This window comes from Actinoplanes sp. NPDC004185 (assembly GCF_053603475.1).
Map to the genome: position 1 here is coordinate 1 of NZ_JBSGFR010000039.1, position 19,242 is coordinate 19,242.

Consider the following 19,242-nt stretch of genomic DNA (forward strand, 5'->3'; position numbering starts at 1 on the left):
GGGGTCCGCATGAGCGGCCGGGAGTACCGCCTCGGCGATTTCGCCCAGGTGTGGCACCGGCAGGGCCGCCGTTCGTGGAGCGCGGTCGCCGGGCGCGGCGCCCTCGGCATCGCGATGATCGTCCCGCTCGTGATCGGCGCGGTCGGCGTCCTGGTGGCCCTGGTCATCAACGCCTCGACGGCCACCACCGTGGCCCTGATCGGCGGCGGCATCCTGATCGGCCTGGCCGCCGCGCCGCTGTCCGACGTCCTGCTGGAGTTCGTCGACCGCTCGTACGACAAGGGCAGCCGCCGCCGCGAGATCTGGGCCCGCATCCGCGGTTCCGAGGTCCTGCTGCTGGACACGGACAACGCGCAGCGCTTCGGTCAGATCTACCGGGCCCTGCAACGCGCCCTCGACCACGACACCGTCGCCCATTGAGGTGCCGCGGGCAAGGAGTGCCATGAAGAACGCCCGGGGTGCGCTGCCGCTCGCCGGTCTGCTCGCGACCTCCGGAGTTCTGCACTTCCTCACCCCGAAGCCGTTCGACTCCATCGTGCCGCGCTCGCTGCCGGGCAGCCCGCGCACGTGGACCCTGCTCAGCGGCGCGGCCGAGCTGGCTGTCGCCGCCGCGGTCGCCCGTCCCGGCACCCGCCGGCTCGGCGGGCTGGCCGCCGCCGGCCTTTTCGCGGCCGTGTTCCCCGCGAACGTCAAGATGGCGATGGACTGGCGGGACGCCTCGCCGGCGCGCCGCGCGATCGCCTATGGACGGCTGCCGCTGCAGATTCCGCTGGTGCTCTGGGGGCTGCGCGTGGCCCGGCGCTGATTTCCCGGAAAGCGCCCCGCGACGGGCCGCCGGGCAGCGACGATACGAGAATCATGAGGGCCACCCAGGTACGACCGACGGGCGTGGAGCGCACGCTCGGCGAGGACGAGCTGATCGTCACCAAGACCGATCCCCGCGGCGTGCTGACCTACGCCAACGACGTCTTCCTGCGCCTGTCCGCGCTGCACGAGGACGAGACCATCGGTGAGCCGCACAACATCATCCGGCATCCCGACATGCCCCGGGCGATCTTCAAGCTGCTCTGGGGCGCCCTCGGCGAGCGCCAGGAGGTCTTCGCCTACGTGGTCAACCTGGCCACCGACGGCGCGCACTACTGGGTGCTCGCGCACGTCACGCCGTCCTCGGACGCGCAGGGCCGGCTGGTCGGCTACCACTCCAGCCGGCGGCGCCCGGAACCCGGCCCGGTGGCGGCGATCAGCAAGATCTATGCCGAGCTGCGAGCTGAAGAACGCCGGCACGAGAACTCCTCCGCCGGGCTGGACGCGTCCTGGGCCCGGCTCCAGGGCATCCTGGCCGAGCGCAACCAGACATATGACGAATTCGTGTGGTCCCTCACGAACGGTGCGTACTAGTGCAGACCGATACCCTGCGGCTCATCACCGATGTCTGCGCCCGCGCCGCCGCCGGCGACTTCGAGGCCCGGCTGCCGTCCATCGGCGACTCACCGGAGGCGCAGGCGGCCCGGCACGCGCTCAACGGGCTGCTCGACAAGACCGACTCCTTCGTCCGGGAAGCCGGCGCGGCGCTCGGCGCGGCCGCCGAGGGCCGCTATCACCGGCGCTTCCTGCCGCGCGGCATGCAGGGCGCGTTCCGCGACGCGGCCGCCCGGATCGCCCAGTCGACCGACGAGATGAGCCGGTCCACGGGGCAGCTCGCCGAGGCGGCCCGGTCGCGATCCGCCCTCGCCGACGAGCTGGAGAACGCGGTGCTCACCGTCTCCGAGCAGGTGGCGACGGCGGCGACCGAGATGGGGGCCTCGGCCAACGGGCTCGCCGACTTCGCGCGCGAGGCGGTCACCGGGGCCGAGCGTGGGGTCGAGACGGTGGGCTCGCTGCGTACCGCGTCGGAGCAGATCCGTACCGCCGTCGATCTGATCAATTCGGTGGCCTCGCAGACCCGCCTGCTGGCCCTCAACGCCACCATCGAGGCGGCCCGGGCCGGCGACGCCGGCCGCGGTTTCGCCGTCGTGGCCGGCGAGGTCAAGAACCTCGCCAACGAGACCAGCGAGTCCAGTTCGGAGATCCTGGGCCAGGTCAACACGGTGCAGCAGGCGGCGGCTGACGCGGTCGGCGTGCTCGAGGTCGTGACCGGCAGCATCCGGGAGATGAGCGGCCTGGTGAACGGCATCGCGGCCGCCGTCGACGGCGGTCACGACTCCGGTACGGCGGGACTGAGCCAGCTGGCCGAGGTGCTGCGCAGCGAGGTGCACCGCTTCGTGACGATGGCCCGGCAGTCCTAGCCGCTAGTAGTTCTGGGCGTAGATCGCGTCGATCTCCGCGCGGCTGGGCAGGGCGTTGCTGGCGCCGACCTTGCGCACGCACGCCGCGCCGGCCGCGTTCGCCCAGCGCACCGCCTGCACCAGGTCCCGGCCCTCGCCCCAGGCGACCGCCAGCGCCCCGGTGAAGGCGTCCCCGGCCGCGGTGGTGTCCACGACGTCGACCCGGCAGGCCGGGATCCGCTCGTCGTGGCCGTCGCGGTCGGCGTACCAGGAGCCGCCGCCGCCCAGGGTCAGCACGACCCGCGGCACCAGGGCCAGCAGGGCGGGCATGTCGGGCTCGGCCGACCCGGTGATCGCGTTCGCCTCGCCCTCGTTGACCACCAGCAGGTCCACCGCGTCCAGCAGCTCCTGGGGCAGCTCCCGGGCCGGGGCCGCGTTCAGGATCATCCGGGTGTGGCCGGCCCGGGCCGCCTGCGCCGCCGCGACCACCGTGTCCGCCGGGATCTCCTGCTGGCACAGCAGCACGTCGCTGTCGGCGATCACCGCCGTCTCGGCCGCGCTCAGCCCGGCGAAAGAGCTGTTCGCGCCGGGGCTCACGATGATGGAATTCTCCCCCGCGCGGTCGACCATGATGACCGCGACACCGGACGCGCCGTAGCTGGTCCGCACGTTCTCGGTGTCCACCCCGGACGCGTTGAGCCGGGCCTTGATGGTCACGCCGAACGCGTCCGAGCCGATCGCCCCGAGCAACACACACCGGCCACCGGCGCGGGCGGCGGCGATGGCCTGATTGGCGCCCTTGCCGCCCGGGGTCATGACGAAGTCGTCGCCGAGCACGGTCTCGCCGGGCAGCGGCAGCCGCGGCGCGAGCCCGACCAGGTCCATGTTGGCGCTGCCGGCGACGACGATGCGCGGGGAGGTCTCGGCCATCGTCTGCCTCAGGCCGCCCGGGCCATGTACCGGTCGCCGGAGCGCTGCACCTGCAGCGGCAGCCCGAACGTCTTGGACAGGTTGGCCGCCGTCAGCGTCTCGCCGAGCAGGCCGGCCGCCACGACCGTGCCCTCGCGCAGCAGCATCGCGTGGGTGAAACCGGGAGGGATCTCCTCGACGTGATGGGTGACCAGCACCATCGCCGGGGCGTCCGGATCCTCGGCCAGCTCGGTCAGCCGGCCGACCAGGTCCTCACGGCCGCCCAGGTCCAGCCCGGCGGTGGGCTCGTCGAGCAGCATGAGCTCGGGGTCGGTCATCAGCGCGCGGGCGATCTGGGTGCGCTTGCGCTCGCCCTCGGACAGCGTGCCGAACTCCCGCTCGACCAGCGCGCCCATGCCCAGCTGCGCCAGCAGTGCCCGGGCCCGCGCCTCGTCCTGCGGGTCGTAGCTCTCCCGCCAGCGGCCGACGACCGACCAGGCCGCGGTGACCACGACGTCGAGCACGCGTTCCGAGGGCGGCACCTGGTCGGCGAGCTGACCGGTGGTGATGCCGATCCGGGTGCGCAGCTCGGTGACGTCGGTGCGCCCCAGCCGCTCGCCGAGGATCCAGGCGGTGCCGCGGGACGGGTGCAGCCGGCCGGACGCCAGGTTGAGCAGCGTCGTCTTGCCGGCGCCGTTGGGGCCCAGCACGACCCATCTCTCGTCCAGCTCGACCTGCCAGGAGAGCCCGCGCAGCAGATGGCTGCCGCCGCGGATGACGCTCACCCGGTCGAAGGAGATGACGGTGTCTTCGTCAGGTGGGGTGGGGGTCGCAGTCGCTGCCTCGAGCACGCAACCATCCAACCATGCAGGGTCCGGGGCCCCGGACGCCGTGCCCGGTCAACCGGTGGTGGATCCGAAGACCTCGTCGCGGACCGACTCCAGCGCCGTCAGCAGCGCGCCGTTGAGGATCGGCTCGACGGCGACCTCGCTGATCACGACCTTCGGGGCGACGAGGGTGATGGCGGCGACCTCGCGCTCGACCCGTTCGGCCAGCGCGGCGCCTCCGGCCTGGCTGACCTCACCGGCCAGGACCACGAGCGGCGGGTCCAGCACCACGCAGGTGGCCGCCACGCCGAGGGCCAGCCGGGCCGCCAGCTCGTCGAGCAGCGGCTCGCCCGCGGCGCCGGCCGCGACGGCGGCCCGCACCACGTCGGCGGACTCGGTGCCGCGGAAGCCGTACTTCTTGCCGAGCGCCTTGGCCGCGTCCGAGGCCACGAGGGTCTGGAAAGCGCCCTTGGCGCCGCGCTTGGTCACGTCGCGGGGGATCTCGGCGCCGGCCACCGGCAGGTAGCCGATCTCGCCGGCGGCACCGGTGCTGCCGTGGTGCAGGCGGCCGCCGATCACCGTGGCGAGGCCGACGCCCCGGCCGACCCAGATCAGCACGAAGTCGTCGACGCCCTTGGCCGCGCCGACGTGCTGCTCGGCGATGGCGACCAGGTTGACGTCGTTGCCGAAGACGACCGGGGTGCTCAGGTCCTTGCGCAGCTCGGCGAGCAGGCCGCGGTGCCAGCGCGGCAGGTCGAAGGCGAAGGAGACCTCGCTGGTCTTCGGGTCGACGAGACCGGGCGTGCCGAGGACCACCCGGCGTACGGAGGCCATGTCGGTGCCACCCCGGCCGGCCGCCTGGACCACGGCGCTGTGCACTGCGCGTACCGGATCGTCGCTGTCCTGGGTCGACTGCTCGCTGCGGCCGACCACCTCGCCGGTGATGTCCGCGCAGGCCGCGATGACCCGGTCCGGCAGGACCTCGACGCCGATGACGTGCGCGCTACCGGGCGTGACCGCGTACAGCTGGGCGTTGGGGCCGCGGCCGCCGGCCTGCTCACCCACCCGGCGCACCAGGCCCCGCTCCTCGAGCCGCTCGACCAGCTGGGAGGCGGTCACCTTGCTCAACCCGGTCATCTCGCCGAGCTGCGCGCGGGTCAGCGGACCCTTGGCGAGCAGCAGCTCGAGCGCGGCGCGGTCGTTGAGCGCCCGCAGCAGTCGCGGGGTACCCGGTAGGCGGGTGGCGGCCATAACTCGTCCCTTGGTGTTTAGGAGTGCTTCCTATTGCGGTGACCGGCGCAGATCATGTAGCCGCAGCGTAACGGTCAGCGCGCACACTGGTTGCGCCGCGTACCCGATAGACATCTGACGATCATGCAGGCCGGCCGGCCGGAAAACCAGAGCCGGACCCGAGGAAGGACACCATGGCGATCGACCCAGGACTGCGCCGTCTGGCTCTGCGCACGTTGCTCGCGGCGTTCCCGGGGACCGAGGCCCCGGAGTGGGCGGCCGCGCTGCTGGCCGAGGGCCTGGCCGGGCACACCCTGTTCGGGACCAACATCGCGGATCCGGCCCAGGTGGGCCGGCTGACGGCCGAGCTGCGCACGGTACGGCGGGACGCCCTGATCGCGATCGACGAGGAGGGCGGTGACGTGACCCGGCTGGCCCACCGGGTCGGGAGCCCGTACCCGGGTAACGCGGCCCTCGGCACGGTCGACGACCCGCAGCTGACCCGCTCGGTCTACGCGGCCATCGGCACCGACCTGGCCGCGGCCGGGATCACCCTCGACCTGGCCCCGACGGTCGACGTGAACACGGCCGACGACAACCCGGTCATCGGCACCCGCTCGTTCGGCGCGGACCCCGCATTGGTGGCCCGGCACACGGGCGCAGCGATCGAAGGCCTGCAGTCGACGGGCGTCGCCGCCTGCGCGAAACACTTCCCGGGCCACGGCGCGACGACGGCCGACTCCCACCTCGAACTCCCCACGGTGGACGCCGAGCTGGAGGTGCTGCGGGACCGCGACCTGCCACCGTTCGCGGCCGCGGTGGCGGCCGGCACGCAGGCGATCATGACGGCGCACATCCGGGTGCCCGCGCTGACCGGCGCCGGCCCGGCCACCTTCAGCCACGCGGCACTGACCGACCTGCTCCGCGGCGAGTACGGCTTCCGCGGGGCGGTCGTCACGGACGCGCTGGAGATGAAGGGAGCGGCCCAGGCCGCGGGCGGCATCGGCGAAGCGGCGGTGCTGTCCCTGGCGGCGGGCGCTGACCTGCTGTGCATCGGCGCCCGGGTGAGCCTGGAGCTGGTCGAACTGGTGGCCGCCGAGATCGTCGCCGGCCTCGGCGACGGCAGGCTCATGCTGAGCCGGCTGGAGAACGCGGCGGAACGCACAGCGGCGCTGACCGCGTGGACCCAGCGCCCGGTGCCGCCGCTACGGCACGACGCCGGGCTGGGCTACGCAGCGGCCCGCCGGGCGGTACGGGTCGAAGGCTCCCTCGTGGACCTCGACGACCCGCTGGTGGTGCAGCTCCAGTCGGGCCACTCGATAGCGGAAGGCCGCGTGCCCTGGGGCCTGCGACCGCATCTGAACGGCACCGAGCAAGTGTCCGTGGTGGCCGCTGAGACAAATGTCGAAACGCTGGTCGAGCTGGCGGGGTCCCGGCCGATCGTGATCGTCGGGCGACACACCCATCGAGCAAAAGCGAGCCGAGCGCTCATCGAAACCCTCGCGGCACGTCATACTGTGGCGGTGGTGGAGATGGGCTGGCCGGCAGGCTGGCGGCCGATCGGGGCGCGAGCTTTCATCACCACGTACGGCGCGAGCCATGCCAGCGGGCGCGCCGCAGCGGAAGCCCTCGGGCTGACCGCAACCAGCTGAGACACCCGGCTCAGGCACCCGGAACTGGGGCAGCGGCGGGCCGCCACCCGCCGCTGCCTCTCTTTGTGCCCCACATCTCCTTGAACGCGTTCAACTAAGGTCTTACGCTGACCCCAGTTGAACATGTTCAAGAAAGGCGGAGGTCGTGGATCACAAGGTCTGGATGTACCTCGCCTACCTGATCGTCAGCATCGCGCTGACGATCTGGGTGGCGACCACGCTGTCCCGCAACGGACTGGTCTTCCTGGAAGACGTCTTCGCCGACAACCGGCTGGCCCGTGCGGTCAACCAGCTGCTGGTGATGGGCTTCTACCTGCTGAATTTGGGGTTCGTCGCGGTGGCCATGCGCTCCGACGCCCGGGTGCCGGACGCAGCCCGGGCCCTGGAGACGCTGTCGTTCAAGATCGGGTTCGTGTTGCTGGTGCTGGGGGTGCTGCACGTCTGCAATGTGTTCTTCCTGGGGCGGTACCGGCGGGGGCGGTTGCGGCAGCAGCAGGGGATGCCGCCGTTGCCGCCGGCTGGGCGGTTGCCGATGTATCCGCAGCCTGGTGGGCCGGGTGGTGGGCCTGGGGGTGCCGGGCATCCCGGTGGGGGCGGCGGCTTGGCTGGGCCGGGCGGCATGGGTGGTCACGGTGGGATGGCGGGGCCGGGGGTTGCTGGGCCGCACGTGGCTGGGCCCGGCGGGATGGCGGGGCCAGGAGTTGCTGGGCCGCACGCGGCTGGGCCCGGCGGGATGGCGGGGCCAGGAGTTGCCGGGCCACACGCGGCCGGGCCCGGCGGGATGGCGGGGCCGAGCGGGCCAGCTCGTGGCGCGGTCGGGCTTGACGTAGCTGGGTCGGGCACTGTCGGCCATCCCGGCAGCGTCGGGTCCCCGGCGCAAGGCCCGAGCAGCGCTGGGCCCCGAGGACCAGGTGTCCCCCAAGGCGGCGCCGGCCAGCCTGGTGCCGACCAGGGCGGCAGCCGGCCGAATGACTGGCCCGGGCAAGGGATGGCGGGACCCGTTCCGCCAGCCGCGCCGGCATGACGGGGACCACCGATCCGGCCGGTCACGGGGCCGGCCGGGTCGGGTACTTCACCGTTCTCTACGACGAGGGCTGCCCGATCTGCCGCGCCGCGCATCGGTGGCTGGCCGGCCGCGCTCAGCTCGTACCGCTGGTCTTCGTGCCCGCCGGGTCGGCCGAGGCCCGGCAGCGCTTTCCGGGGCTGGACCATGCCGCCACGCTGCGCGATCTGACCGTGATCACCGACGGTGGCCTGGTCTATGTCTCGGACGGGGCCTGGCTGGCTTGCCTCTGGGCGCTGGCGGACTACCGCGGGATGGCCGAGCGGCTCAGCTCCCCCCGGTTGCTGCCGACGGCGCGACGCTTCATCGCCGCAGCCGCCGCCGTCCGGCAGTCGACGCGGGCGGACGACTACGGTGACGTGTGTGACGACCAGTGCCGCTGACCCCGCCGCCGATGAGCCCGGCGTCGGCTCCCCGGCGTTTCCCCACAGTCAGTCGCCTGATCCGGCGACGGCTACGGGAACGGCTCCGGCGGCCGGGCTCGGCGCTGCCCCGAAGGCTGACATCGTGAACCCGGTCGAATCGGCCTCCAGCTCCAGCACCGGCAATGGCGGCGACGGTAGCCCCGGTGGCGCCGACGCTCGCGGTGGAAGCCCCGCCGACGCTCGCGGTGGACGCGGCGCTGGCACTGGCGGCGGAAGCACCGACGCTCGCGGCGGAAGTAGCGCTGGCGCTGGGGGCGGAAGTAGCGCTGGCGCTGGGGGCGGAAGTAGCGCTGGCGCTGGGGGCGGAAGTAGCGCTGGCGCTGGGGGCGGAAGCGGCACCGACGTTCGCGGCGGGAGTAGTGCCGACGCTCGCGGCGCAAGCGGTGCTGGCACTGGCGGAAGCACCGACGCTCGCGGCGGAAGGAGCGCCGATGCTGACGGCAGCGACAGCGGCGACAGCGGCGCTGACGGCAGCGCTGAAGGCAGCGGCGCCATCGCCGGTGGGAAGCCGGACGGTGGCGAGGAGAAGCCGCGGCGTCCGCGGGGCGAGCAGACCCGGCAGCTGATCCTGGAGACCGCGTTGCGGCTGTTCCGGGAGCGGGGTTACACCGAGACCACCATGCGGGCCGTCGCCAAGGAAGCCGGGGTCGCGGTCGGGAACGCCTACTACTACTTCGATTCCAAGGAACACCTCATCCAGGGGTTCTACGACCGCAACCAGGCCGCGCACCGGGCCGCGGCGGAGGTCGTGCTGGCCAACGACAAGGACTTCGCCGCCCGGTTGCGGGGTGTGCTGCACGCCGGGATCGACGTCAATCAGCCCTATCACTCGTTCGCCGCCACGTTCTTCAAGACCGCCGCTGAGCCGTCCTCGCCGCTCAGTCCGTTCTCCCGCGAGTCGTCGCCGGCCCGGGAAGCCGCCATCGCCATCTTCCGGGATGTGGTCGACGGCTCCTCCGCGAAGCTCGACCCGGAGCTGCGCAAGGAACTGCCCGAGTTGTTGTGGCTCGGCTGGATGGGCGTAGTGCTGTTCTGGGTCTACGACCGCTCCCCGGATCAGAGGCGGACCCGGCGACTCATCGACGGCATCGTGCCGCTGGTGGACCGCCTGGTGGGGCTGTCACGGCTGCGCGTGCTGCGGCCCGCCCTGCGGCAGATCCTGGCCCTGCTCGACACCATCCGCCGCGAAGACTGATCACGTTCCGCACCGGGTCCCTCCTTCACTGTGTGTTACCGCCGGGTGAGCCGGGCGCGGTGCTGGGTGGTGGTTTCCGACCGGCCGGGCAGCTATAGCCGGATCTGTCGCCCGGAATCGGCCAGCCGAACGGTCATATCGCACAGCCAGTGCTTCCCCCGTGCCCCGATTACCACGTAGCGTCACTTTCGCAGGTGGATCTGGGGATGTCGCAGGGCTTCGAACCTCGGGACCGGTTCGAGACCACCCTGCGGCACGGATGGTGGGCCGGGCGCTCCGATGGTTTCGGGAGCAATCATCGGGTGATGCGCCCGGCTCACACTGCCGCCGCCCTTCAACGGGCCACCGGCCAGCACGGACACCGGAGCGGGCGTGGGCGGACGGAGACGTCGTCCGGGCGCCGGGCGGTGGGTCATGCGATGGCGAGCGCCGGCGACCATCGGACCGCGCAGCTGCCGAACTGCAGCGCTGCTGGACGGAATCACCCCAGGCGCCATGAAGCGAACCTTGTGCCGGCGTGCCTGCCGCCGCCGTCGTGGGAGTCATGTGAAGAGCTTGCCGCAATCACCACCTCCGGCGCGGAGCCCTGTGGACAACTCCGGGGCTGTGGATAACCGGCTATGGGCGCAGGACGGATTCCGTACCTTTGATGAGCGTCGCGAGGCCGTACTCGAAGACCTCGTCGCCGATCGGGCTGCCGGAGCGGAGGGCCGCGGCCAGGGTCGGCAGTTCGCTCAGATCCGGGTGCTCGCCGCGCTCGGCCATGGTGGAGGCCACTGCCTGTTCCTGCAGGACGTGACCGTTGATGTAGTGGCTCAGCGCTGTGATCGTGCGCAGAGCCTGGACGGGGGTGAAGCCGCGCTCGACCATCGCCGCGAGTTCCTGCTCGAAGTGGCGGACCGCGTCGCCGCCGCGTACGGCTCCGGAGACCACGCGGGCACCGTCGCGGCTGGCCAGCAGTGACGCACGGTAGGACCGCGCGCGCCGGGCGAGCCATTCCTGCCACGGCTCGCCGGGGCGGGGTGGTCCCATTCCGGCCCGCACGATGATCGCATTGGCCATGCCGTCGAGCAGCTCCTGCTTCGTGCGGATGTGCCAGTAGAGCGCCGGCGACTTGACTCCCAGGTCGGCGGCGAGGCGGCGCACGGTCAGGCCCTCCAGACCCACTTCGTCGAGCAACTTCAGCCCGGCCTCGATGAGCACGTCGCGCGTCAAGCCCTTCACGACCTCACCTTAGCAGTGCTAAATTTTCCTTAGCGGCGCTAAGGAGGAGTCATGCGGGCACTCGCGGAGGACGGCACGGAAGCACAAGCAGTGGAGGAGGGCATCGGCACGCCGATCCTGGTGATCCACGGCGGCATGGGAGACCGCACGGTCTGGCAGCCGGTCACGGACCTGCTGCGCGACCGCTTCCGGACGGTACGGCTGGAGCGCCGCCGATACCGCATGGATCTGCCCGGACCGTCGACGATGGCGCAAGAGGTCGGGCACGTCGCGGCGATCGCGGCGCAGTTGGACCGGCCGGTGCTGGTCGGGCACTCATCGGGGGCGGTGGTGGCGCTGGAGGCGCTGGTCGCCGACCCCGGGGCCTACGCGGGCGCGGTGCTCTACGAGCCGCCTTTGGTGATCGGCCCACCGTTGAGCGACGACAAGCTGGCGCGGGCCCGCGCGGCGATCGCTCAGGACAAGCCGGGCAAGGCGCTGGCCATCTTCATGCGCGACGTGGTTCGGATGCCGGCGCCGCTGGCCTGGCTGGCGGGTTCCTTCGTCGGCCGGCACCCGGAATACCGGCAGCGGGTGGTGCGGCAGCTGGACGACAACGACGCGTTGGATGGGCTCGGCGTGCGGCTGGCGGCGTACGCGGAGCTGAAGATGCCGATCCTGCTGATCGGCGGGGACAAGTCACCCCGGCATCTGACGGAACGGCTGGACGCCCTCGAGCAGGCGCTGCCCCACGCCCGCCGCCTGCTGCTGCACGGCCAAGGGCACAACGCCGAACGCCGCGCACCGCAGAGATTGGCGACGGCCATCGCCAAGTTCATCGACGAGGACGTCGCCCCGCGTTGACCGGGGTGGGCTGCGTCCGGCAAGGGCGGACGCAGCCTCAGCCCTCACACAGCCGACGAGGTCTTGACCAACGTACGGATCTGCCGCAGCAGCACCGACAACGCCGCCAGATCGGCCGGGGCCTCTTCCACGTTGCCCATCGCGTTTCCCGTACGGGCCATCGAGGCCGCGTTCACCTGCTCCCATTCGGCCAGGCGATCCTCCGGCGCCGCCGAGGCCGGGGTCGACTGCAGCACCTCCGCCGTCAGGCCGGCCAGGGCCGCGTACAGGTCGTAGCGCAGCGCCATCCGGGCCAGGGTCTGCCAGCGGTCGCCGCGCGGCAGGCGGGAGATGTGCGACAGCAGCACGTCGATCTGGAAGCGTTCCGAGATCACGAAGTAGACCTTCGCCACCTCGGTCACGTCGTGGCCGGTCGCCCGGGCCGTCTCCAGGATGTCGAGCATGCCGAAGCCGTAGACCACCCGGGCGATCGCGTCGGCCAGCTGCTCCGGGATGCCGCGCTCGGTCAGCGTGGTCACGTGACTCAACAGGGAACGGCGTTCGACACCGACGACCACCGTCGGGAGCTGGGCCAGCAGCGCATCGACGCCGGGGCGGAGCCGGGCGATCTCGCCGGCCACGTCGATCGGCGAGCGGCGGTTGCTGACCAGCCAGCGGACCGCCCGGTCGAGCAGCCTTCGGGTCTCCAGGTAGACCAGGGTCTGCGCCGGCGTCGGCACCTCGTTGTCCAGCTTCTCCGCCGCCGCCCACAGGTCGGGCAGGCCATAGACATCACGGACCACGACGTACGCGCGGATCACGTCCGCCGCCGAGGCGCCGCTCTCCTCCATCGCGCGGAAGACGAACGACGTGCCGCCGCGGTTGACCACCTCGTTGACCAGAGCCGTCGAGATGATCTCGCGGCGCAGCCGGTGGCCGGCCATCCGGGCCGCGTAACGCTCGCGCAGCGGGGTGGGGAAATACCGGGCCAGCACGTCGTTGGTCCAGGCCTCGTCGACCAGGACGTCGGCGAGGACCTGGCGTTCGAGCGAGATCTTCACGTACGCGAGCAGCACCGCGAACTCCGGAGCGGTCAGCCCCTCACCGGCCTCGTGGCGCAGGGCCAGTTCCTTGTCGCTCGGGAGCGCCTCCAGCTCGCGGTTGAGCTGGCCCGACTGCTCGAGCGTGGTGAGCATCCGGCGGTGCACGGGTAGCAGCGAGTGGGCCTGCGACCGGGCGTTGCCGAGCGCGGTGGCTTGCTCGTAGTTGTCCCGCAGGACCAGCGCGGCGACCTCGTCGGTCATCGCGGCCAGGAGCTCGTCGCGGTCGGGCAGGCTCAGCTCGCCGTCGGTGACCGCGCCGCCGAGCAGGATCTTGATGTTGACCTCGTGGTCGGAGCAGTCCACGCCGGCCGTGTTGTCGATGAAGTCGGTGAAGATCCGGCCGCCGTGGCTGCTGCCGCTCTCGTCCTGCGGCCCGCCGGCCCGGGCGTACTCGATCCGGCCGCGCTGGGTCAGGCCCAGGTTGCCGCCCTCGCCGACGACCCGGGCGCGTACCTCATGGCCGTTGACCCGGATCGGGTCGTTGGCCTTGTCGCCCACCTCGGCGTGGGTCTCCGTGCTCGCCTTCACGTAGGTGCCGATGCCACCGTTGAAGAGCAGGTCGACCGGTGCGGCCAGGATGGCGCGCATCAGCTCGGTCGGGCTGACCGCTGTCGCGTCGCCCAGGCCCAGCACCGCGCGGACCTGCGGCGTGACCGGGATGGACTTCGCCGTCCGGGGGTAGACGCCGCCACCCTCGCTGATCAGCGACGCGTCGTAGTCGGCCCACGAGGAACGCGGCAGGTCGAACAGCCGGCGGCGTTCCCGGTAGGACGTGGCGGCGTCCGGTTCCGGGTCCAGGAAGATGTGCCGGTGGTCGAAGGCGGCGACCAGCCGGATGTGCTCGCTGAGCAGCATCCCGTTGCCGAAGACGTCGCCGGACATGTCGCCGACGCCGACCACCGTGAAGTCCTGCGACTGGGTGTCGAGGCCCAGGTCGCGGAAGTGCTTCTTGACCGACTCCCACGCGCCGCGGGCGGTGATGCCCATCTTCTTGTGGTCGTAGCCGGCCGAGCCGCCCGAGGCGAACGCGTCGCCGAGCCAGAAGTCCTTGCTCACCGAGATCTCGTTGGCGATGTCGGAGAACGTGGCTGTGCCCTTGTCCGCCGCGACCACCAGGTAGGGGTCGTCGCCGTCGTGGCGGATCACGTCCACCGGCGGCACGATCTTGCCGCTGTGGATGTTGTCCGTGACGTCGAGCAGCGCGCCGATGAACAGGCGGTAGCACGCGACGGCCTCGTCCCGGTCGCCCGGAGCCTGCTTGAGCACGAAGCCGCCCTTGGCGCCGACCGGCACGATCACCGCGTTCTTCACCATCTGCGCCTTGACCAGGCCCAGCACCTCGGTGCGGAAGTCCTCCCGGCGGTCCGACCAGCGCAGGCCGCCGCGCGCGACCGCGCCGAAGCGCAGGTGCACACCCTCGAAGCGGGGCGAGTAGACGAAGATCTCGTACTTCGGCCGGGGCGCCGGCAGGTCCGGGATGGCCTGCGGGTCGAGCTTGAACGCCACGTACGACTTCGGGCGCGAGTCGGCCCCGCGCTGGAAGAAGCTCGTGCGCAGCGTGGCCTGGATGAGCGTCAGGTAGGAACGCAGGATGCGGTCCTGGTCCAGGCTGTCGACCCCGTCCAGCAGGGTGGTGATCTGCTCGACCAGCTCGTCGCCGCGGCGCGCGCGCTCCTCCTCGACCAGCTCCAGCCGCGGCGAGAACCGCGCCTCGAAGAGCTGCACCAGCAGGCGGGCGATCTCCGGGTAGGCGATGAAGGTCGACTCGACGTAGCGCTGGGAGAAGACGTTGCCGGTCTGCCGCTGATATTTCGCGTACGCCCGCAGCACCACGACCTGCCGCCAGGTCAGCCCGGCCCGCAGCACCAGCTCGTTGAAGCCGTCCACCTCGGCCTCGCCCCGCCACGCCGCCGCGAAGGCGTTCTCCACCTGCGGGCGCACCTCGGAGAGCTCCCGGTGGGCGGCCGGCGGGAGCAGACCGAAGTCGTACAGGTAGACGGTGCCGTCGGGGCGGCGCACCTCGTACGGCCGCTCGTCGACGACCTGGGCGCCCAGCGAGTGCAGCACCGGCAGGACGGCGGAGAGCATCATCGGCTCGCCGTACCGGAAGACCTTGAACCGCACGTCGGCGTCGTCGGGCTCGGTGTTGCCGTCGCGGTTGACGTGCCGCTTGCGGTAGAGGTGCATCTCCAGCTGGCCGGTCTCCTCCAGCAGCTCCAGCTTGGCGATGTCCTGCACCGCCTCGTACGGCGTGTGGCCGTCCTTGTAACTGTCCGGGAACGCGGGCGCGTACCGGTGGAAGAGGTCCTTGGCCGGCTCCTCGCCCAGCTTGCGCTCGAGCACCAGGGAGAAGTCGTCGTCCCACATCCGGGTCGCGTCGGCCAGCAGCTCGGCCAGCACGTTCGGGTCCACCGCGCCCGGCGGGTCGGCCGGGTCGGTGCGCACGATGAAGTGCACGCGCGCCAGCATCCGCTCGGTCACCCGGGTCGTGTAGTCGACGCCGATGCCGTTCAGCTCCCGCAGCAGGATCTCCTGCATCGCCTGGCGGTTGCTGGTGGTGAAGCGGTCGCGGGGCAGGTAGATCAGGCAGGAGATGAAGCGGCCGTACCCGTCGCGGCGCAGGAACAGCCGCAGCTGCCGGCGGCCGGCCATCCGCAGCACGCCGACGACCGCCTCGTACAGGTCATCGGTCTTGATCTGGAAAAGCTCGTCCCGCGGGTAGGTCTCGAGGATCTGCAGCAGGTCCTTGCCGGAGTGCCCGCGCGGCGAGAGCCCGGAACGGTCCAGCACCTCCATCACCTTGCGGCGCACCACCGGCAGCTCGCGGACGCTGGTGCGGTAGGCCGAGCTGGAGAACAGGCCCAGGAAGCGGCGCTCGCCGACCACCTCGCCGGACTCGTTGAAGACCTTGACGCCGATGTAGTCCAGGTAGGCCGAGCGGTGCACGGTGGCCCGGGAGTTGGCCTTGGTGATCACCAGCAGCCTCTTCTCCAAGGCGCGGCGGTGCGCCTCGGGAGCCATCGAGGACAGCTTGCGGGGGGTGCTGTTGTCGCCGCGCAGGATGCCCAGACCGGTGCCCGGCACCGCCGTGAGCACGTCGCCCTCGAGCTGATACTCCCGGTAGCCGAGGAACGTGAAGTGGTCGTGGGCGAGCCACTTGAGCAGCTCGATCGTGTCGGTGACGTCCTTGTCCGGCACCGGCAGCTTGCGCTCCGAGCCGCGCGCCGCCGCCAGCTCGTCGGCGATGACGACCGCGCGCTGGCGCATCCGGGGCCAGTCGTCGACCGCGTCGCGCACGTCGGTCAGCACGCGGCACAGCTCCTGGTGCAGCTGGGCGCGGGCCTCCGCGTTGCGGACCGGGTCGACCTCGACCCGGATCCAGCTCTCCACCAGGTCGCCGTCGATCGCGTCGTCGGGCTCCACGTCGGCCTCGACCTGGGTCAGCTCGCCGCCGGGGCCGCGCCGGACCACGATCAGCGGGTGGACCAGCAGGTGCACGTCGAGCTGGTGGGCGACGAGCAGGGCGGTCACCGAGTCGACCAGGAACGGCATGTCGTCGGTGACGATCGACAGCACGGTGTGCGACTGCCGCTCGGTCGGGGCGCTGATGTCCAGCCGCAGCTCTCCCGGATGCCGGGTGCGGGCCAGCTCACGGTGGGCGAGTGCGGCCGCGTGCATCTCGGCGGCCGTGTAACCGACCAGTTCCTCGTCGGGCGCGAACCGCCAGAAGCGGCCGACCAGCGACGCGGTGGTGTGGTCCTGCCCCGCGAGCTCCACCGCCTGCGCCACCAGGCGCTCGGCGTTGGGCAGCGGCTCGTCGAGCTCATCGTCGGACGTCCCCAGCCGGCCCGTCAGGGCCAGCCCGGGGCCGGGCCCGAAATCCAGCTCGGGATCGGATTCGATCGCTGCCTCATCGGCGACGGCCATGACCTGGAGCTCCCCTCACCCACGACATTGTGGGTTCGACGTTTCGGGCATCAGCCTAGAACGTCCCCCCGACAGCCCGGGCCACACCCGGGGTGCGCGGAAGAGATCCGACACCCGAATTTGATACATCTCACCCACCACGGGTCAACGTGGCGGCCCGACTCCGGTTACCGTTCCGTAGGTTTCTCGAATCGAGCCGAGGGAAGGGTGGCATCATGCGCGGCAACGGACGTGCTGGCCGGGTCCTGGCCGCCGTGGCCGGTCTGCTGTTGATCACAGGCGGCACAGCTGCCTGCTCCGGCTCGGACGGCCCGGGCGAGACCCTGGACACATTCCTCAAGGGCTGGCGCAACGGCGACCTGAGCAAGACCGGCTTCGTCACCGCCGACGGCGCCAAGATCTCGGCCAACGACGTCTTCACCCAGCTGCAGGGCCTCGCCGGCGACCTGAAGAAGTCGTCGCTGCTGCTCTCGGCCGAGGGCAAGCCCAAGGAGACCGGCGAGATCGCCTCGGGCCCGGTGAAGCTCGACTGGACGCTGCCGGGCGGCACCTCCTGGTCATACCAGAGCACCGTGCGGCTCACCAAGCGCAACACCGACGGCTGGCGGGTGATCTGGGAGCCGGCCATCGTGCACAGCGAGCTGACCGCCGGTGACCAGCTCGAGCTGCGCCGCAAGGCCGCCGACCGGGCCGACGTGCTCGGCGCCGACGGCAAGCCGATCGTCACCCAGCGGCCGGTCGTCACCGTCGGCGTGACCCCCAACCGGATCACCGACCAGGCCAAGCTCTTCTCCGAGCTCGGCAAGCTCTTCAAGTCGATCGACGTCGCCGTCGACTTCAAACTCATCGGGGAACGCGTCAAGGACGCGACCGACGACGGCGCCTTCATCGACATCGTCACCCTGCGGCGGCCCGACTACGACAAGATCCGAGATGGGGTACGCGCCCTCGACGGCACCGTCTTCCAGGAAGGGCAGCGCGAACTCGCCCCCACCCGGCCGTTCGCCCGCGCCCTGCTCGGCACGGTCGACCCGGCGACCCGCGACGACCTGGACGCCAACCCGGAAGCGCTGCGCGAGAACGACCAGGTGGGCCACGGCGGCCTGCAGCAGCGGTACGACGCCCAGCTGCGCGGCACCGCCGGCCAGTCCGTGGTGATCGCCCGCCGCACCCCCGACGACCAGGTCGAGGACTCGCAGCTGTTCAGCAACGAGCCGGTCGCCGGCAAACCGATCAAGACGACCCTGGACGTCGCCATGCAGAACGCGGCCGACGCTGCGGTGGCGAAGGAGAAGCAGCCCAGCGCCCTGGTGGCGATCCGGATCAGCGACTCCAGCATCGTCGCCGCGGCCAACGGCCCGGAAGGCGCCGGCGTCAACACCGCGATGACCGGCCAGGTCCCGCCCGGCTCCACGTTCAAAATGGTGTCGACGCTGGGCCTGCTGGACAAGAAGGCGGTGACCCTCGACGGCAAGGTGGACTGCCCGAAGACCAAGAAGGTCAGCGGCCGCTCGTTCAAGAACTCGCACGACATGGAGCTCGGCTCGGTCCCGTTCCGGGTGGACTTCGCGAAGTCGTGCAACACCGCCTTCGTCAACCTGGCCCCGAAGCTGGGCGCCGACGGCCTGCAGGACGCCGCGACGAAGCTCGGCCTCGGCGCCAAGTGGGACCTCGGCGCGGACTCCTTCAGCGGCAAGATCTCCCCGGCGGACAGCCCCACCGAGCTGGCCGCGGCAACCTTCGGCCAGGGCGCGACGGCGGTCAGCCCGCTGGCGATGGCCGGCGCTACCGCGGCGGTCGCCCGCGGCCAGTTCATCCAGCCCAAGCTGGTGACGGAGCCGGCCCCGGCCGCCCCGGTGGCCGACGGCCCGAAACTGGCGGAGACGTCGATCCAGCCGCTGCACACGATGATGCGCGAGGTCGTGACCAAGGGCACGGCCACGGACCTGGCCGACGTGCCGGGCAAGCCGGTGCTGGGCAAGACGGGCACGGCCGAGTTCAAGGACGGCGAAGAGGAAACCCACGCCTGGTTCGTGGGCTGGCAGGGCGACATCGCGATCGCGGTGATGGTGGAGAAGGGCGGGGCCGGGGCGGAGGCAGCAGTGCCGATCGCGGCCCGGTTCCTGACCGCACTCAACAAGTAGCGGCGGCGGCCTGCTGCTCTCGGGCAGCGGGACCGGCCGCGGCGCACAGGCCGCGGCGGCCAGCGGCGGGTCAGCCCAGGGCGCGGCGGGCCAAGGCCGGGTCAGCCGAGGTCGCGGCGGCCAGGGCGGGTCAGCCCAGGGTGCGGCGGCCAGGGCGGGTCAGCCCAGGGTGCGGCGGCCAGGGCGGGTCAGCCCAGGTCGGCCGGTTGTTCCGGGCCGACCTCGAAGGCCGGGCGCTGCGCCGGGAGGGTGAAGTCCTCGATCGGGCGCGGGCGGAGCATGCCGGGCATGGTCGCGGGCAGCGGCTTGGAGTCCAGCAGCGGCGCGGAACCGAGCGGCCGCATCGGCGCGCGCTCCGCGGGTGGATCATCGGCCTCAGGCGCAGCGGCAAGCTCAGCGGCCTCGGAATGGCCGAGCCGCTCGTCGGCCTCTGGGTCGCCGTGCCGCTCGGCCGTCT

General features: G+C 71.8%; 16 protein-coding genes and 2 pseudogenes. 11 read left to right on the forward strand and 7 right to left on the reverse strand.

Going from position 1 to position 19,242, the window contains the following annotated elements; all coding sequences use genetic code 11:
• The 4 genes from ACWEOZ_RS32285 to ACWEOZ_RS32300 form a co-directional block, all read left to right on the forward strand.
• Window positions 1-420 (forward strand): DUF6232 family protein (locus ACWEOZ_RS32285; RefSeq protein ID WP_451914453.1); only part of this gene is annotated, 420 nt, incomplete at its 5' end.
• Window positions 421-442: 22 nt separating this feature from the next.
• On the forward strand, window positions 443-805 hold the full coding sequence (locus tag ACWEOZ_RS32290) for a DoxX family protein (RefSeq protein WP_451914454.1): 363 nt from the start codon (window positions 443-445) through the stop codon (window positions 803-805).
• A 53-nt stretch (window positions 806-858) separates the two neighbouring features.
• Window positions 859-1,398 (forward strand): PAS domain-containing protein, encoded by a 540-nt coding sequence (locus ACWEOZ_RS32295; protein WP_451914455.1) that lies wholly within the window; start codon window positions 859-861, stop codon window positions 1,396-1,398.
• Entirely contained in the window at window positions 1,398-2,285 is an 888-nt protein-coding gene (locus ACWEOZ_RS32300) for a methyl-accepting chemotaxis protein (protein WP_451914456.1), read from the forward strand. Before ACWEOZ_RS32295 ends, ACWEOZ_RS32300 begins: the two co-directional genes overlap by 1 nt.
• 3 nt (window positions 2,286-2,288) lie before the next feature.
• Here ACWEOZ_RS32300 and ACWEOZ_RS32305 read toward each other — a convergent pair whose 3' ends face one another.
• Genes ACWEOZ_RS32305 through ACWEOZ_RS32315 form a run of 3 tightly spaced genes read right to left on the reverse strand, consistent with a single transcriptional unit; the run spans window position 2,289 to window position 5,251 of the window.
• On the reverse strand, window positions 2,289-3,194 hold the full coding sequence (locus ACWEOZ_RS32305) for a ribokinase (RefSeq protein WP_451914457.1): 906 nt from the start codon (window positions 3,192-3,194) through the stop codon (window positions 2,289-2,291).
• Window positions 3,195-3,202: 8 nt separating this feature from the next.
• Window positions 3,203-4,024: an ABC transporter ATP-binding protein gene (locus ACWEOZ_RS32310; RefSeq protein ID WP_451914458.1), complete on the reverse strand. Its 822-nt coding sequence runs from the start codon at window positions 4,022-4,024 to the stop codon at window positions 3,203-3,205.
• A gap of 48 nt (window positions 4,025-4,072) precedes the next feature.
• Window positions 4,073-5,251, reverse strand: coding sequence for an ROK family transcriptional regulator (locus tag ACWEOZ_RS32315; RefSeq protein ID WP_451914459.1), 1,179 nt, complete (start codon window positions 5,249-5,251; stop codon window positions 4,073-4,075).
• Window positions 5,252-5,424: 173 nt separating this feature from the next.
• Between ACWEOZ_RS32315 and ACWEOZ_RS32320 the strand changes: the two genes are divergently transcribed.
• From ACWEOZ_RS32320 to ACWEOZ_RS32340, 5 genes are all read left to right on the forward strand, one after another.
• Entirely contained in the window at window positions 5,425-6,882 is a 1,458-nt protein-coding gene (locus ACWEOZ_RS32320) for a glycoside hydrolase family 3 protein (RefSeq protein WP_451914460.1), read from the forward strand.
• Window positions 6,883-7,027: 145 nt separating this feature from the next.
• Window positions 7,028-7,906 (forward strand): hypothetical protein, encoded by an 879-nt coding sequence (locus ACWEOZ_RS32325; RefSeq protein WP_451914461.1) that lies wholly within the window; start codon window positions 7,028-7,030, stop codon window positions 7,904-7,906.
• Window positions 7,903-8,328, forward strand: coding sequence for a thiol-disulfide oxidoreductase DCC family protein (locus tag ACWEOZ_RS32330; protein WP_451914462.1), 426 nt, complete (start codon window positions 7,903-7,905; stop codon window positions 8,326-8,328). Before ACWEOZ_RS32325 ends, ACWEOZ_RS32330 begins: the two co-directional genes overlap by 4 nt.
• Window positions 8,329-8,513: 185 nt before the next feature.
• The gene (locus ACWEOZ_RS32335; protein WP_451914524.1) at window positions 8,514-8,936 is read left to right on the forward strand and encodes a hypothetical protein; all 423 of its coding nucleotides are present in this window, start codon (window positions 8,514-8,516) and stop codon (window positions 8,934-8,936) included.
• Window positions 8,936-9,565, forward strand: coding sequence for a TetR family transcriptional regulator (locus ACWEOZ_RS32340; RefSeq protein ID WP_451914520.1), 630 nt, complete (start codon window positions 8,936-8,938; stop codon window positions 9,563-9,565). Before ACWEOZ_RS32335 ends, ACWEOZ_RS32340 begins: the two co-directional genes overlap by 1 nt.
• 618 nt (window positions 9,566-10,183) lie before the next feature.
• On the opposite strand, the gene ACWEOZ_RS32345 is transcribed toward ACWEOZ_RS32340, so the two are convergent.
• A complete protein-coding gene (locus tag ACWEOZ_RS32345; RefSeq protein ID WP_451914463.1) occupies window positions 10,184-10,789 on the reverse strand; it encodes a TetR/AcrR family transcriptional regulator C-terminal domain-containing protein in 606 nt (201 codons plus the stop codon).
• Window positions 10,790-10,840: 51 nt separating this feature from the next.
• On the opposite strand from ACWEOZ_RS32345, the gene ACWEOZ_RS32350 reads away from it, so the two are divergent.
• On the forward strand, window positions 10,841-11,632 hold the full coding sequence (locus tag ACWEOZ_RS32350; RefSeq protein ID WP_451914464.1) for an alpha/beta fold hydrolase: 792 nt from the start codon (window positions 10,841-10,843) through the stop codon (window positions 11,630-11,632).
• A gap of 44 nt (window positions 11,633-11,676) precedes the next feature.
• On the opposite strand, the gene ACWEOZ_RS32355 is transcribed toward ACWEOZ_RS32350, so the two are convergent.
• On the reverse strand, window positions 11,677-12,915 hold the full coding sequence (locus tag ACWEOZ_RS32355) for a hypothetical protein (protein ID WP_451914521.1): 1,239 nt from the start codon (window positions 12,913-12,915) through the stop codon (window positions 11,677-11,679).
• Window positions 12,913-16,641 (reverse strand): annotated as a pseudogene (locus ACWEOZ_RS32360) (NAD-glutamate dehydrogenase); the annotation flags it as partial. The gene ACWEOZ_RS32355 and the pseudogene ACWEOZ_RS32360, both read right to left, overlap by 3 nt.
• A gap of 215 nt (window positions 16,642-16,856) precedes the next feature.
• Here ACWEOZ_RS32360 and ACWEOZ_RS32365 point away from each other — a divergent pair.
• On the forward strand, window positions 16,857-18,785 hold the full coding sequence (locus ACWEOZ_RS32365) for a penicillin-binding transpeptidase domain-containing protein (RefSeq protein WP_451914465.1): 1,929 nt from the start codon (window positions 16,857-16,859) through the stop codon (window positions 18,783-18,785).
• A gap of 188 nt (window positions 18,786-18,973) precedes the next feature.
• On the opposite strand, the pseudogene ACWEOZ_RS32370 reads toward ACWEOZ_RS32365, so the two are convergent.
• Window positions 18,974-19,242: pseudogene (locus ACWEOZ_RS32370) on the reverse strand (hypothetical protein); the annotation flags it as partial.